General features: G+C 54.6%; 13 protein-coding genes. 5 read left to right on the plus strand and 8 right to left on the minus strand.

The window, feature by feature from the left end:
- Positions 1-143: 143 nt before the first annotated feature.
- The 5 genes from CFB04_RS13240 (at position 144) to CFB04_RS13255 (ending at position 4,056) form a co-directional block, all read left to right on the plus strand.
- The gene (locus tag CFB04_RS13240; protein ID WP_088535710.1) at positions 144-1,376 is read left to right on the plus strand and encodes an LL-diaminopimelate aminotransferase; all 1,233 of its coding nucleotides are present in this window, start codon (positions 144-146) and stop codon (positions 1,374-1,376) included.
- Positions 1,377-1,537: 161 nt separating this feature from the next.
- A complete protein-coding gene (locus CFB04_RS13245; RefSeq protein WP_088536836.1) occupies positions 1,538-1,810 on the plus strand; it encodes a cupin domain-containing protein in 273 nt (90 codons plus the stop codon).
- Positions 1,811-1,814: 4 nt separating this feature from the next.
- The gene (locus CFB04_RS13250; RefSeq protein WP_088535711.1) at positions 1,815-2,582 is read left to right on the plus strand and encodes a SagB/ThcOx family dehydrogenase; all 768 of its coding nucleotides are present in this window, start codon (positions 1,815-1,817) and stop codon (positions 2,580-2,582) included.
- A 219-nt stretch (positions 2,583-2,801) separates the two neighbouring features.
- Complete coding sequence (locus tag CFB04_RS17930) at positions 2,802-3,134, plus strand: hypothetical protein (RefSeq protein ID WP_157698796.1); 333 nt, start codon at positions 2,802-2,804, stop codon at positions 3,132-3,134.
- Positions 3,135-3,330: 196 nt separating this feature from the next.
- Positions 3,331-4,056, plus strand: coding sequence for a type 1 glutamine amidotransferase domain-containing protein (locus tag CFB04_RS13255; RefSeq protein ID WP_088536837.1), 726 nt, complete (start codon positions 3,331-3,333; stop codon positions 4,054-4,056).
- Positions 4,057-4,113: 57 nt separating this feature from the next.
- Here the strand turns inward: CFB04_RS13255 and CFB04_RS13260 are convergent, their stop codons facing one another.
- From CFB04_RS13260 to CFB04_RS13295, 8 genes are all read right to left on the minus strand, one after another.
- The gene (locus CFB04_RS13260; RefSeq protein WP_088535712.1) at positions 4,114-4,950 is read right to left on the minus strand and encodes a S1 RNA-binding domain-containing protein; all 837 of its coding nucleotides are present in this window, start codon (positions 4,948-4,950) and stop codon (positions 4,114-4,116) included.
- A gap of 75 nt (positions 4,951-5,025) precedes the next feature.
- The gene (locus CFB04_RS13265) at positions 5,026-5,538 is read right to left on the minus strand and encodes a YMGG-like glycine zipper-containing protein (RefSeq protein WP_231934184.1); all 513 of its coding nucleotides are present in this window, start codon (positions 5,536-5,538) and stop codon (positions 5,026-5,028) included.
- A 4-nt stretch (positions 5,539-5,542) separates the two neighbouring features.
- Positions 5,543-5,923, minus strand: a complete 381-nt coding sequence (locus tag CFB04_RS13270) for a hypothetical protein (protein WP_088535714.1) — start codon at positions 5,921-5,923, stop codon at positions 5,543-5,545.
- 238 nt (positions 5,924-6,161) lie between these two features.
- Positions 6,162-7,529: a hypothetical protein gene (locus CFB04_RS13275; protein WP_088535715.1), complete on the minus strand. Its 1,368-nt coding sequence runs from the start codon at positions 7,527-7,529 to the stop codon at positions 6,162-6,164.
- Positions 7,530-7,551: 22 nt separating this feature from the next.
- Complete coding sequence (locus tag CFB04_RS13280) at positions 7,552-9,201, minus strand: mucoidy inhibitor MuiA family protein (protein WP_088535716.1); 1,650 nt, start codon at positions 9,199-9,201, stop codon at positions 7,552-7,554.
- A gap of 21 nt (positions 9,202-9,222) precedes the next feature.
- Positions 9,223-9,594, minus strand: coding sequence for a VOC family protein (locus CFB04_RS13285; protein WP_088535717.1), 372 nt, complete (start codon positions 9,592-9,594; stop codon positions 9,223-9,225).
- A 98-nt stretch (positions 9,595-9,692) separates the two neighbouring features.
- Positions 9,693-10,559, minus strand: coding sequence for a tetratricopeptide repeat protein (locus CFB04_RS13290; protein WP_088535718.1), 867 nt, complete (start codon positions 10,557-10,559; stop codon positions 9,693-9,695).
- A 749-nt stretch (positions 10,560-11,308) separates the two neighbouring features.
- The gene (locus tag CFB04_RS13295; RefSeq protein ID WP_088535719.1) at positions 11,309-13,696 is read right to left on the minus strand and encodes a bifunctional diguanylate cyclase/phosphodiesterase; all 2,388 of its coding nucleotides are present in this window, start codon (positions 13,694-13,696) and stop codon (positions 11,309-11,311) included.
- Between the last annotated feature and the right edge of the window lie 168 nt (positions 13,697-13,864).

Consider the following 13,864-nt stretch of genomic DNA (forward strand, 5'->3'; position numbering starts at 1 on the left):
TCGCTTGTGCGACGTGGCGCTGCCACGCCTCCGCGCTCTTCCTTGGCGCCTTGACCTTGCCGAAAAATCAAAGCTCCTGATCTGTCTACACATGCCGCTGTCGCGGCATTTCTTTTAACTAAACTCTGGAGGATTTAGAACAGATGGCAAAGATCAATGACCACTATCTCAAGCTCAAGGCAGGATACCTCTTCCCCGAAATCGGGCGGCGCGTGCGCGCCTTTGCGGAGGCAAATCCGCAGGCGAAAGTGATCCGGCTCGGGATCGGCGACGTTACCAGGCCGCTGGCTCCCGCCGTGATCAAGGCGTTTCACGATGCTGTTGACGATCTGGCAACGACCGATCATTTTGCGGGGTACGGCCCGGAGCAGGGGTACGACTGGCTCATCAACGCCATCATCGAGAAGTCGTACAAGCCGCTCGGCGTTTCCCTGAAGACCGAGGAGATGTTCATATCCGACGGCTCCAAGTGCGACTGCGCGAACATCCTGGACATCTTCGCACTCGACAACAAGGTCGCCATCGGCGATCCGGTCTACCCGGTCTACAACGACACCAACGTGATGATCGGCCGCACCGGCGATGCCGACGAGAAGGGGTACTACAAGAACATAGTCTACATGCCATGCACCGAGGAGAACCACTTCATCCCGGCGCTTCCCACGGAGAAGGTGGACATCATCTACCTCTGCTTCCCCAACAATCCCACCGGCACCGTCGCCACGAGGGAAGAGCTGAAGAAATGGGTCGATTACGCAAACGCCAATGACGCGGTCATCTTCTTCGACGCCGCCTACGAAGCATTCATCACCGATCCCTCGATTCCCCATTCAATCTACGAGATCGAGGGGGCCAAGAAATGCGCCATCGAGTTCCGCTCCTTCTCCAAGACCGCCGGCTTCACCGGGGTTCGTTGCGGCCTCGTGGTGGTCCCCGAAGAGGTGATGGGCACCACCTCCACCGGCGAAAGGTACAGCTTCAACAAGCTCTGGCTCCGCCGGACCACCACCAAGTTCAACGGAGCCTCCTACCCCGTCCAGAAGGCGGCAGCCGCCGTATACTCCGACGAGGGCTGGAAGCAGAACAAGGAGATTATCGACTATTACATGGAGAATGCCCGCATCATCCGGGAGGGGCTCAAGGCTGCAGGGCTCACCGTCTACGGCGGCGTCAACGCGCCCTACATCTGGCTGAAGACCCCCGGCGGGATGAGCAGCTGGGACTTCTTCGACAAGCTCCTCACCGAGTGCAACGTGGTCGGTACCCCCGGCAGCGGCTTCGGACCGAGCGGCGAAGGGTACTTCCGCCTATCCGCCTTCGGCCACCGGGAGAACGTCATCGAAGCCGTGGAAAGGATCAAGAAAAACCTGAAGTAGGAACTTAACCGAGTCTCCGGTTTTATGGGCGCCGTCATACGGCGCCTTTTCTTTTCCCGCTTCATCCTTAGGCACGCGAGGTTTCTGTCTTATCTGTTCATTGACAGCGACGCACCTCAAAATACAATGTGTAGGTGAGGATTTCGATGGAAGGGGATGTCATGGATATACTAGTTGAGCACAACCCGGGGAAGGACCGCCTTGACTCCCTCGGTATCGGGTCGTGGCCCATCTGGAGCTGCGAAGCCTCCGAATTTCCCTGGAGGTACGAAAGCAGGGAAACCTGCTACCTGCTGGAAGGGGAGGTGCTCGTTTCGCCTGAAGTGGGAGAACCGGTCAGCATAAAAGCAGGAGACCTGGTGATATTCCCCGCCGGTATGTCATGCCGCTGGAAGGTCATCAAACCGGTCAGCAAGCACTACAGGTTCGACTGAAGCCATGCCTGCGAGACGCTCGATAACAAGAAGCTCGGGGCACTATTTCCTGACTGACAGGATAAGGGACGAGGTAGAGTGGCGTAAGACGCCGCAATCGGGGGGCTTGGCTCCTCCTCCAGCCCAGAAACCCTTGCCTGCCGGGAATCCGGTCATCATCAGACTTCCAGGGCGGGAATCGGTGGAAATTTCGGGCTGCGACCTTATGGAAGCAATAGCCCGGCGCAAAAGCCGCCGCAGGTTCAAAGTCTCACCACTGAATCTGGATGAATTGGCATTTCTTCTCTGGAGCACCCAGGGTGTCCGTGCACGACTTGGGGAAGCGGCTATTTCCCGAACCGTTCCGTCCGCAGGGTGCCGTCACCCTTTCGAAACATACCTGGCAGTAAAGCTGGTCGAAGGGCTCGCACCGGGCATCTACCGCTATCTGCCGCTCGACCACGCCCTTCTCCTGGAAAAAAGCATTGAGCAATTCGATGATGTGCTGACGGCAGCCGTCAGGGGGCAGCGGTTCGCCGCGGAGGCGGCGGTCACCTTCATCTGGGCGGCGATTCCGGCTCGGACGGAGTGGCGATATGCGGAAGCTTCCTACAAGGTGATCGCCATCGATGCGGGCCACATCTGTCAGAACCTGTACCTCGCTTGTGAAGCGATCGGGGCAGGCACCTGCGCCATCGGCGCATATGACCAGGATCTTGTCGATGAGCTGATAGGTGTGGACGGGAAGGAGGAGTTCACGGTCTATCTCGCACCGGTTGGGAAAGTAAGGTAACCCGAGCCGGCAGCTCGACACTGCGCACAACACCCCTGCCCCGTCACGTATCCGGAGCCTCAGCCTTCTTCGCCTCAGGGGAAACCTTCTCCTGCATACATTCCTCTGTACAAACAAAGAGGAAAATGCGGAGCTGAAGGTGCTATAGCCAAACATATGAATACCTGCATTAACGCCCCTGGCTGTGCTATCATGGAAATGATGAAAGGGGTGTTAACTATGAAAAAAATGTTTCTGACCCTGATCCTCGTTCTGATGACAAGCAGTTCCGCCCTTGCGCATGGTAGCCGTTTATCCTTCGGTTTCAGCTTCGGAGTCCCCCTCTACTATTCCTACGGATACCCTACTGGTCGGTACATAGCACCTCCACCTCCACCGGTATATTACTACCCGAATGGACCGGTGGTGATTATAGACAGGTACTACAACGGCTATTACGGGAATGGCCATTACGGAGACTGGAAATCGAGAGGGCATGACCACGGCAGGCATGGAGGTGACGGAGACAGGTTCGGTCACCAAAACCACAGCCCTGGCTACATCAGAAGATAAAGAACAGGGAAAAAGTGAAAGCAGGAAAAAGAACGACGGCCTTCCATCTGATGGTGGAGGGCCGCTTCCGTATCTGCTCCCGTAGGAAGATATAGTACCCCTCCTTGACATGCTGCAAAGGTGAAAGAAAATTTAAAAGGAATCTGAAAATATGATGCTGCAGGCAGCATACTCACCCATAAGAGGAGGCTTCGTTATGGAAGTTAAGAAGCTGAACGGGCGGCACATAGCGGTGCTGGCCGCCGATGGTTTCGAAAAAGTCGAGCTGGCGGTGCCCATGAAAGCATTTCAGCTTGCGGGAGCAACGGTGGATGTGATCTCGCTGAGAAAGGGGCGTATTCGGGGGGTCAACCTGCATGAGCCGGCAGGAAAGGTGCGGGTAACCAAGACCGTGCAGGACGCGGACCCCAAGGATTACGATGCGCTATTCATTCCCGGAGGGTTCATAAATCCCGATCTTCTGCGTCAGTCTGCGCAAGCCAGAGAGTTCGCCCACACCTTCAATGTCTCCGGAAAGCCCATCGCTTCGATCTGCCACGGACCCTGGGTTTTGGCATCAGCCGGTATTCTGCAGGGGAGAACGATCACCTCCTGGCCAGGAATACGGGATGACGTGGTAAATGCAGGTGCACGTTGGCTAGATCAGGAGGTGGTGAGGGATGGCAACCTGCTTACCAGCAGGGGTCCACAGGATCTTCCTGCCTTCGTGGCAGCGGTTACCGACCTTTTTTCAGGTGAGGTGCCGGTAACCGAAGCCGCTCCAGCACACGCAACGTCTGCCCCGCAACGCAACGATCCCCCGCAAGCAGTGTTGAACGCGCTAAAGTGGATCCCCAGGCCCTCTTTCAGAACAGCGCTGGGGATCGGTGCGATCGCTGTCGGAGCGGCGGCAACCATGCGGCGGCGCCATGCGCATGTCTAGGAAGATGAGATAAACAGCGGTCATCGGTGCGCGGGCAATCGTCGCCGATGATCGCTTTCAGTTCTTAGCGGCTTTGATCCGCACCCCCTCATCCGAAAGTGTAACCAACCCCTCCCGGTAGAGCCCCCCCAACGCCTTTTTGAAGGTCTTCTTACTCATGCCCAGGACGCTCCTGATTTCCTGAGGATCGCTTGCATCGGTCAGTGCCAGGAAACCATGATTTCGGACCAAGGCGGCCTTGAGTGTGTTCTTCGCTTCGGCAACCCCTTCCGCACCCACCTTCTGCAAGGTGACGTCAAGCTTCCCGTCATCCCGTACGGCCTTTACATATCCGCTCACACGGACACCGGGACTCATTCCCTCCTGCAGCTCATTCCGGTAAAGGAGCCCCGGAAAACGGTCGTTAACGATAACTTTCGCTCCAAGGTCAGTCAACTGCCAGATCGTGAGCTGAACCGGCTCTCCCGGCCTCAGTCCTGAAAGCTGATTATCGAGCAGGTGTTCGATGCGGGCGTCGGCATAGGGGCGGCCTTTTTCATCCACCAGCACCTTCACCACATACGACCTCCCCTCCTGCATACGTTGAGGCTGGAGAGAGTAGGGCACCAGGAGATCCTTCCCGAGCCCCCAGTCGAGGAAGGCACCGTGAGTGCCGACGGTGCGGACCGTAAGCAGGCCGAATTCCCCCGCCTGGGCCAGCGGCTGCTTCAGCGTAGCCTGCAGCTGGCCCGATGCGTCGCGATAGACGAACGCGGTGACGGAGTCGCCCGGTTCCGCGTGTGGCGCTTCACGCAGAGGAAGATGGGCTTCCTCCTCCTCTCCGGCTTCTAGCCAGACGCCTCGCTTGTCGATAGCGGCGATGCGAAGGGTGTGCATGCGGCAAAGATCGAGCATTTCTATGGTTCCTTTTGGCGTGGTTTCAGGTGAAGGTTACACAAGAGGAGAGGAAAGGCAAGTATTCCGACCCGGTCAGGGAATATAGTCAGGCGGAACCATCATCTGTGGGGGAGGCGGTGGCGGGATGGCTCTCTTTACCCGATTGTGCTGCACGCGGCCCGGAATCTGATTCACTTCTGCATACATGCACTGCATATAGGCGTGGTCATACCTGCGCTGGGCTTCCCATCCGTAAACCTCTCCTGCATTGGCGCCTGCAGCAGTACCTACCAGCAATCCGCTACCTGCACCGATGGCCGCCCCGGCGCCGGCGTTGCCGGATGCGGCTCCCAGAAGCGCCCCGGCGCCAGCACCGATGGCGGTTCCCAGGGTAGCTCCTTTGACGGTATTGCGGTTGGCTGTATCCTGAGCGCTTATTCCGAGCTGCTGTCCTGCCCACTGCCTGCAGATTCCGTCTTCAGCCTGAAATTCGCTCAACGCCTTGCCGCGACTCGGCAACACCAGGACGCTCGGCCCTGTCGGCAGGGTCGCGCACCCGCTCAGCGCCAGTAACAGCGCACCGGTCAGTATCCGCTTGACGAACATGACCTCACTCCTCTCCATCGGGCGGAGTTGTGGAAGGAACGACCTTCAGCCACCCTTTGGGACAGGTTTTCACATAGGGATAGTATCCCTGCGGATCCGGGCAGTAGTACCAGTATTGCTGTTCTTCTGCCGGAGGGGGCGGTACGTATTCTTCACGCGGTTGCTGGATGATGATGGGCGGCTGCTGATAGTAGGGGTAATAGGGGTATCTTGGACCCCACCATCCCGGTCCCCACCATCCCGGGGAAAGGAAGATGCCGAAGTGAGTACCGCCATGCCTGCCGTGTCCTCCACCATGCCCGCCGCCACGTCCGCGGTCGGCGTAGACTGGGGTAGCCAAGGCCATGATTAGTAACGCTATGAGCATGCGTGTGATCTTTTTCATAACCGCCTCCGGATTTTTGCTTCTCTGTTACCGAGCCTCCTCTATCTTGTAATCTCATTATACATCCAGCTGAGGTCAATGCGTGTGAACAAAATTAAAATAGGGAGGCTGGGGGCGGCTATCGGCATGTCATGGAGGAGGGGGTTTGGAGAGCGGAAATAGGCGGAGGAAGCCCCGGGATGGGAATCAGAAGATACTCAATCAGGTGGAGGCAATTATGGAATACCCGTGGTTCAAGCTACAGTGACTCTTGCGCAGGCAGCGGCACAGACGCCGGTACTGACTGTGCCGACGACCCGTTCACTTCTTGTGGAGGCCGCATGGTGGGGAGAACCAGGATAACAGAGTACCTCTCAGCTGTGAAATTACTGCGTGCAACCTCCACTTCCATCGATCTAAGCTTTGTAACAGATGCCCTTGATTGATCAAAGGTAATAGTCGCGATTTTTCCGGTCGCTGCGAATGAGCCGGCGGAAATGGCCGCCAGACGTACCGTTCCCGAGGTGGTAACCGATGCCGAGGTTATGGTGCCTGCCAAATGTGAGTTAAATTCTACCCGCGGGTTGGTGATAGTGGCGGTATCATAGACAACGGATACCGAAATTCCTATTACATCGGACAAGCCACGTGCAGTGACGTCGAATACACCAGGTGCAGACTCCACAATCTCTATGGGCAGACCACCTCCGACCGAGACCGCTGCGGTGTTACTTCTTCCCGGATCTGAAACACTCGTCGCCTTCACATGATATGTTCCGGGAGTCGAGGGAGCTGTATAGATTCCCTCGGGGGTGATAGTGCCGCCGCCTGCTTCCTCAACGCTCCAGATGAAGTGTTCGTTTGCAGCTCCGGCCCTGATTGCCATAAAGGAAAAACTCCCGCTAGCCTCCACTGTTGCTGTGATCGGCCATACGGAAACTTGGCCTGCGCGAGGAATAGAGGTAGCTACGAGATCAAACGATCCTGAATCCAGGTCAGAAAGATGTGTATAGCTGGTCCGGTTCAGGCCCCTGTCGGTAACCTTAACCACGCCGTTGCTCGTGGAAATAGAGGTCATGTCCAGAAATAGGTCGAGTCCGGTATGGTTCGCTGCAAATGGGTCGGAAATGAAATTGGCCGTCGTTGCTTCAAACCAGACAAGCGTCGGCTGAAAAACCCTCTGGAGGGCTGTGATCGCATCGGGCAGAGCCGCAGCAACGGTGCGCATTCTAGCCGTATCAGTAGAGCTGTAAAGATCGGTGAGGTTGTCGCTTCCGTTTGCCATGGATACGGCAAGGTGAGAGAGCGGGTTTATATTGGCAATGCCTGGGGAGCTTGAAGCGGAATAAAGCGTAACGCTGCTCCCGTTGGATGTGCCGGCTGCTTTAAGGAGAAAAGGTGGTGTCAGATTGGTGACATCAAAGGAGAACGACCCGTCTGCAGCTATGGGTACCGAAAGTTCAACAGCTGGGCTGGAGGAATCCTTGAGGTACGCGGTGCCGGAGAGGGGTGCCCCGGCAGCGGCGACTCCGGACACGGTGGAAACGGAGCTGTTCCCGCCGCCACACGAAGAGAGCAGCAGGAGTCCGGCCACTACACTACAGTACATAACCATTTTCTTCACCATGTTCAAACTCCCTAAGTCAATATTACAGCCCTGAGACTTCCCGATCCTTCGGGTACTCCACGGCGATACCGAAGGTGAGCGCCTCTTTCTTCCCCGGCTCGACCCGAATCTTCCACGTCAGTGTGCCATCCGGCTTCTGCTCGTCCGGCTTCCTGCTTGGGCTTTCGAGGGAGACCTTGATCTCCTCGTCCTCCGCCACCGGCAGCTGGTCGCGGATGGTAAGTGTCTGCCCTTCTTTCCGGAAGTTCCCTGCTTCGATGCGGTAGAGGTAGGTCTGCCTGTTTTTGCCGAAAAGCCCGGCCTCAGCGTGGCGCTTCAGCTCCTCCCGCTTTACTGTTATCTGGTCGTCGACTCCGAAAAAGAGGTCGAACTTCTCGCCGGGGGCTACCCTTTTCAGGTACGAACTGCCGGTAAAACTGCCGCCGGAGAAAATATTCACCTTGCCGGGAAGAAGAGGGTAGGTGGCCCTGTTCACTAGCTCCGACCGGAGGTAGGCGTGGGGAGAGCGCTTCGGCACTGCAAGGTACTCCACCGTCACCGGAATCTTCTGGATCGCCACCACGTTCCCGTGCCGCGTGCCGTCGGAGGGGATGTCCACCGATCGCGATATCTGGAAGAGGATCGACGTCTGCTCTTCTGCCACCTGTGCGGTGAGATAGTCCGCAGCCGGAGCCGCCTCCGCCATGGCGGCGCCATCTTCCGCTTTTGGCGCTGCCCCGTAAGCCCTCATTCCGAGTGGCGCCGGTGGCGGTGCCGAAAAGGCGCGGACAGGCATCGGACGGAAGAAGGAGACCCGCCAGGGATTCAGCTCGGGGGGGGTTCCGCCGATGGCGGGGCGGGCGGTGGAGAGGGAAAGGTTCACATCATTCCAGTCCTCCCCCGTCTGCTGCCGCACCTGGGCCCTGAATACAAGCTCCGTCGAGCTTCCTTCGGGGGAGAGGCGCGCATCGTAGGAAGGCTCCCACCCTGCATGGGGTACAACCCCGGAAAGCTCCAGCGTGAGTTCTCCGTCAGCAGCCGCCTCGACCGTCACCTCCACGCGCTTCGATTCCCTCTGGGATGAGCCGCGAACGGCTTCCAGCTCGCGATGGAGCGCGTCAATCCTGTCACTGAGCCGAGTCTTCTCCGTCTCCAGATCCCGTGTCTTCTCCTCCACCGTCGCCACTCCGTCCCCGACGAATGTAAGCGCCTCGTTCAGCTCTGTCGAGGTCGGTTTCCCCACTGCCAGCTCCTTGGATATCCGGTCCCCCCATGCCACCCTGATCGATTCGATGAACCCCTTCTGGGCAGAGAGTGCCGTGATACGGGCATCCAAGCTCCCGAGCTTGCGCTGCAGGGTCCGTATCTCCTCCTCGATCTCCCCGGCCCGCTTTTCCGGGACCTGCTCCAGGAAGGTCCGCTTTACCTCGGTGCCCACGATGGTCGCCCTGGCGCTTCCCTTCCCCTCGACCCTGATGGAATCGTCCTGCAGGAGAACCGGCAGCGGTTCCAGCGCGATGAGGTAGCTTCCCCGTGTCAGCTTCACGGTTGCCGTGCGGGTCGTCATGGCTCGGTCTGGGTAGACGGTGACGGCGGTTATTCGTGGAATCGCCTGCACGCTGCGGAACTCGGTGGCATTGGCGAAAATGGGAAGGAATAGAGCGAGGAGGGGGATTATGCGGATGAGGTGCATGGTAGTCTCCTGTTGCTGGGCTTAGGTCACGAGCCTGGGATAGCACACCTCGAAGATGTTTCCGGAGGGATCGCGGAACAGGATCGTTTCCCCTTCCCGTTGCGGTTTAGGTCCTGAAACTATCTTCGCCCCGAGCCGCTTCACCTTTTCCACGACATCGGGAAAATCCTCCTTGGCGCAGGAAAAGGCGATGTGGGCCATGGTGTGCCGGCTGAAATCGTACTCCTTGTTCTCCATTATGCCAAGTACAACGCTTCCGTTGCCGACAAAAGCCTGCCTCGGTTCGTCCCAGCGCTTGATAACGCTGAACCCGAACATCTCCTGGAGAAACGCAATGCTCTCATCCACATCAATTACATTCAGACCGACGTGGTCATATCCTGGTTCGATCATAATTTCCTTGCAATGGCAGCGAGGGCGAGTTTTTGTAGGCCCTTATGAGGCTTTTACCATTAAACAGTCGGCTTCGGCAGGATTTGCCGAAAAGTACTTTAGAACTGGAAGTGGCAGGCACTAGTATTACCCATCTCACAGGCAGACCTGATATCTGTCTTTGCCTCAGCATTATTATTTAGTCTTAAGTGCGTTTTTCCGCGTACTAAGAGAGCATCTGCATAATCTGATTTAAGAGATATTGCCTTGTCAAGGTCGGATAAAGCTTTTTTGAATTCATCCTTTTTTATGTATAACTCCGCTCTCTCCTTATATCCCCTGGGATAATCTGATTTTAACTCGATAGCCTTGTTAAGGTCGCTCATTGCTTTTTCTAGCTCACCAATTCTGACAAATGCTGCGCTTCTTAAGCAATAAGCATCAATGTATTCAGGATAGTATCCAATTGCCGTGGTAGTGTCGCTTATTGCTTGGTTATAGTCATCATTTTTGTACGGTTCTTCACCATTATATTTTTCTGTTGCTAGTGAAATCCTGCCTTCCTTACTATCGGGATATAATTTGACATTAATATTGTCATCATAAATTTTCCACATTGCTCCTGTAGCGGGATCTACTATTAGAATGCCAATTAATCCACCAAAGATAATGTTGCCGAAATACCATCCGTTAATGCTTGAATCAATTTGATGTTCTTGGGGCAAATAACCATCCTTAACTAATTTGATCTTGTATTTTGCATTCTGGAAAAAACCAGCCGACCGTTCAAGGGTGGCAGTGTAAGGCGTTCTTGCCTTAAGAATTGTATTTCCCGTCCTAATGTCAATGATTTCAAAATTTGCCTCATCCGGTTGAGACATGATGGGCAGTGTCTTTGGACCACCTGAAACTATAGAAGCGCAACTACAGAGATAAATTATTGATGACAGTAGTGCAATTCCCTTTATCCAGCTAAGACCTGACATAATATTCCTCCTGTTATATAATTTTAAATGGCTAATATTTTTGGATGCTGCTTAACATGTAACAAAACGTAATGACTAACACTTATGCTGCTTTTCTGGTTGACTAACTCCTTCTTTTCCTGGGGAAATACAGACTAAGACAGCAGCAATAATACAAAAGAACTTCTACAACCTCTTCATGCATTTCCCTCTATCGTGAAATGAAAAAAAGCCGCCCCGACAGCTAATGCTGACAAGACGGCTCAAAGAATCGAACTAATGAAACATCTGCGCTCCCAATGCATAGTGTTACACGACCGTGACTGTGTAACACCGGCATCAGGAACAAGTCAAGCTGAATGTGTATTTAAATTAAGGAGGGGCAAAATAATTCGTAAATTTGAATGAATGTGTAAACTTTATTTACGGACAGGTAAAATGTTTTTTACGTTAAACCCAGAAAAACGCTTCGAGTACCACCGAATCGCCGGAGTAAAATCGAAGTGGTGCAGGAATCCGCAGTTGCATCTCCGGGGAAAATCAGGGACACTCCACATTTATTACACATTCAGGGAAACAGGGAAGTGTATCTTTTTTTAGTGCAGGCAGGCTGACCCTACGCTCTTAACTCGCGTACAATCGATTTTCCCAATGACTTAGTGATGCAAGTTAGCAGAAGTGACCAACCTGAAGCCCTCCAGGACTGCAGCTTTGCAGACCCCACTTGCTCTCCATGGCCGCGAATCGAACTGTGAGAGAGGAGTGTATGCCTAGCTTCGTCCGTTCAACATACCTGACGTATCCTCTTTCATAAATTCTACGACCTTTTCAGGTGTCATCGGCCTGCTGAAGAGATATCCCTGGATCTCGTCACACATGGTGTCGCGCAGGAAAGATAGTTGCCCCTCTGTTTCGACGCCTTCGGCAATGACATTCAAGTTGAGATTGCTGCCCAAAGAGATGATGGCCTTGGCTATCGTCGCGTCAGTTACATTGGTGACAACATTACGCACGAACGATTTGTCGATTTTCAGGGTATTTACCGAAAAACGCTTCAAGTGGGAAAGAGAGGAATAGCCGGTACCGAAATCATCAATCGAGATGTGGATCCCCATCTCCTTCAGTTCACTAAGCACGGCAACGGTAAATTCTGGACTCTGCATTATTACCGTTTCGGTAATCTCCAGTTCCAGGTATTGGTACTCCAGGCCGCTTTGCTCCAGCGCCTGCTTCACCACTTGAACGAAATTCTTCTGCTGGAGTTGATGACCTGATATGTTGACGGCAATACGGAGCTTGAAAAGCCCCTCTGCCTGCCACTGCTTGTTCTGGATGCATGCCATGTTCAGCACCCATTCTCCCAGAGGGAGGATCAGCCCCGTTTCTTCGGCGACAGGGATGAATTCCACCGGGGAGACGAGCCCAAGGTCGGGGTGTTCCCAGCGCAGTAACGCCTCCATTGCCGTTATCTCTCCCGTCACGATATTTACCTTGGGCTGATAGTGCAGACGGAATTCGTCATTTTCGAGCGCTTTGCGGATGCCGTTTTCAAGCGTGAATCTCTTGTAAGCATGTTCGTCCATGGAGGCGTCATAGAACTTGAAGGTGTTGTGCTTATGGCTCTTTGCTGCGTACATGGCAATGTCGGCTTTTTTGATCAGGTTGTCCAGATCCTCATCATCATCAGGATAGAGGGAGATACCGAGGCTGGTCGTGATAAACAGTTCGTGCTCATCGATCAGATACGGTTCGGACAGGGCCGATAATACCTTTTGGGCGATTTTGTCGGCATCGAGCCTTTCCTTTATCTGCTCCGCGACGATGATGAATTCATCGCCACCGATGCGGGCAACGGTATCAACTTCGCGCATACACGCGGAAAGCCGTTTGGCTACCGACTGGAGCAGCTTGTCTCCTACCGGGTGCCCCAATGTATCATTTATGATCTTGAATCGATCCAGGTCGAGAAACATGATGGCGATTCCCGATCGGGATCGGCTCGCCTGCGCCTTGGCCCGTTTCAGCCAGTCTACGAACATGGCGCGATTGGGGAGGTTGGTGAGGGTGTCGTAGTGTGCCAGGTAGTAAAGCTGCTCCTGGGCGATCTTGCGCTCGGTTATGTCGCGGAATATCCCCCATACCGCCACTTGCGTTTCATTCTCACGGCTGCAGGTTACTGCTCCTTCGAGAGCCAAGTCCTGTCCATCACGTGTTGTAAAAGTAGTCTCGATAACCGCGCCGCTGCCCCCTTCGATGACATGCTGCACATGCTTCTTGAACTGTGTCCTGCTGTGTGGATGGACCATGTCCCATAGTAGCGTTCCGGCAGATTCCTCTGGGGAATATCCCAGATCCTGCCGCCAGGCCTCGTTCACGTAGATAACCTCTCCTTTCGGAGTAACGCAGACGATAAGGTCATTTGCCGCATCGATGAAGCTGAGCAGTCGTTCCTCGCTTTGTCGCAAACGGCGTGTTTCAAGCCTGATCACCGACATGAGGAACGTGAGGATAACCGCAGCCGTAGTGTTCAGAATGGCGACCCATGACCACATCAGGACAAGATGAAGATAATCCAGGTGAACGTCACCTGCTACAAACGGCATTTTCATGTGTTGAACGGATCCGGCGTATTCCGCTGCCAGCAATGTTCCGTATATAACGCCGCCGACAGCGCCCATCACCCATACATCCCTGGTCCGGTCCAGGAGAAAAGCCGCTTCGATCGTGACCAGCAGATACACTGGCCAAAACCAGCTGGCAACTCCGCCGCTGAAATGGATGAGGATGGTGACGAAGAGGATGTCGAGCAGAATCTGGAAAAAACCTGCCCACCTGATCCGGGAGATCGTTCCATAGAAAAAGTGATAGGCAGAGTTGTAGAACACAACTGCGAGCACGCTGCCTAAAAGGACGAGCTGCTGTGAATGCGTAAGGAAGAAGCCGAATCGGCTGAAATAAAAAAAACTTCCCGCGCAAGCACCGTAAATACCTATCAACAGCAGTATGATCCATCTCGCTTTGGCTACCAGCACCGTCCGGCGATGGAGATCGCTGAATTGCTCCTTTTCATGAAGTTCATGACCCTTAGTGATTTTTCTGTAGAGGGTGCGAGTTACGATGTCAGACCAGGTGGAGGCATCGTCTTTCAATATTCCCATTCAATTGCTCCGGAAGTTGTAGTTGTTATGTTTTTTCTTCTTCGGGAAAAAACGGACTTTCTTAACAAGACAGGCACCCATCCGGGCAGGCGGGGCAGCAGGCAGAATTCTCAGGGGGCAGGCGGGGGCTACCATCCTATCGCCATCAGGAACAAGACAAGCGGATTT

The organism is Geobacter sp. DSM 9736, assembly GCF_900187405.1.
Classification (GTDB): domain Bacteria; phylum Desulfobacterota; class Desulfuromonadia; order Geobacterales; family Geobacteraceae; genus DSM-9736.

Coding starts and splice junctions, on each gene's coding strand:
- CFB04_RS13280 (WP_088535716.1), bottom strand. CDS start 9,201: ATGCACCTCATCCGCATAATCCCCCTCCTCGCTCTATTCCTTCCCATT.
- CFB04_RS13290 (WP_088535718.1), bottom strand. CDS start 10,559: ATGTCAGGTCTTAGCTGGATAAAGGGAATTGCACTACTGTCATCAATA.
- CFB04_RS13260 (WP_088535712.1), bottom strand. CDS start 4,950: ATGCTCGATCTTTGCCGCATGCACACCCTTCGCATCGCCGCTATCGAC.
- CFB04_RS13240 (WP_088535710.1), top strand. CDS start 144: ATGGCAAAGATCAATGACCACTATCTCAAGCTCAAGGCAGGATACCTC.
- CFB04_RS13295 (WP_088535719.1), bottom strand. CDS start 13,696: ATGGGAATATTGAAAGACGATGCCTCCACCTGGTCTGACATCGTAACT.
- CFB04_RS13255 (WP_088536837.1), top strand. CDS start 3,331: ATGGAAGTTAAGAAGCTGAACGGGCGGCACATAGCGGTGCTGGCCGCC.
- CFB04_RS13275 (WP_088535715.1), bottom strand. CDS start 7,529: ATGGTGAAGAAAATGGTTATGTACTGTAGTGTAGTGGCCGGACTCCTG.
- CFB04_RS17930 (WP_157698796.1), top strand. CDS start 2,802: ATGAAAAAAATGTTTCTGACCCTGATCCTCGTTCTGATGACAAGCAGT.
- CFB04_RS13245 (WP_088536836.1), top strand. CDS start 1,538: ATGGATATACTAGTTGAGCACAACCCGGGGAAGGACCGCCTTGACTCC.
- CFB04_RS13250 (WP_088535711.1), top strand. CDS start 1,815: ATGCCTGCGAGACGCTCGATAACAAGAAGCTCGGGGCACTATTTCCTG.
- CFB04_RS13265 (WP_231934184.1), bottom strand. CDS start 5,538: ATGTTCGTCAAGCGGATACTGACCGGTGCGCTGTTACTGGCGCTGAGC.
- CFB04_RS13285 (WP_088535717.1), bottom strand. CDS start 9,594: ATGATCGAACCAGGATATGACCACGTCGGTCTGAATGTAATTGATGTG.
- CFB04_RS13270 (WP_088535714.1), bottom strand. CDS start 5,923: ATGAAAAAGATCACACGCATGCTCATAGCGTTACTAATCATGGCCTTG.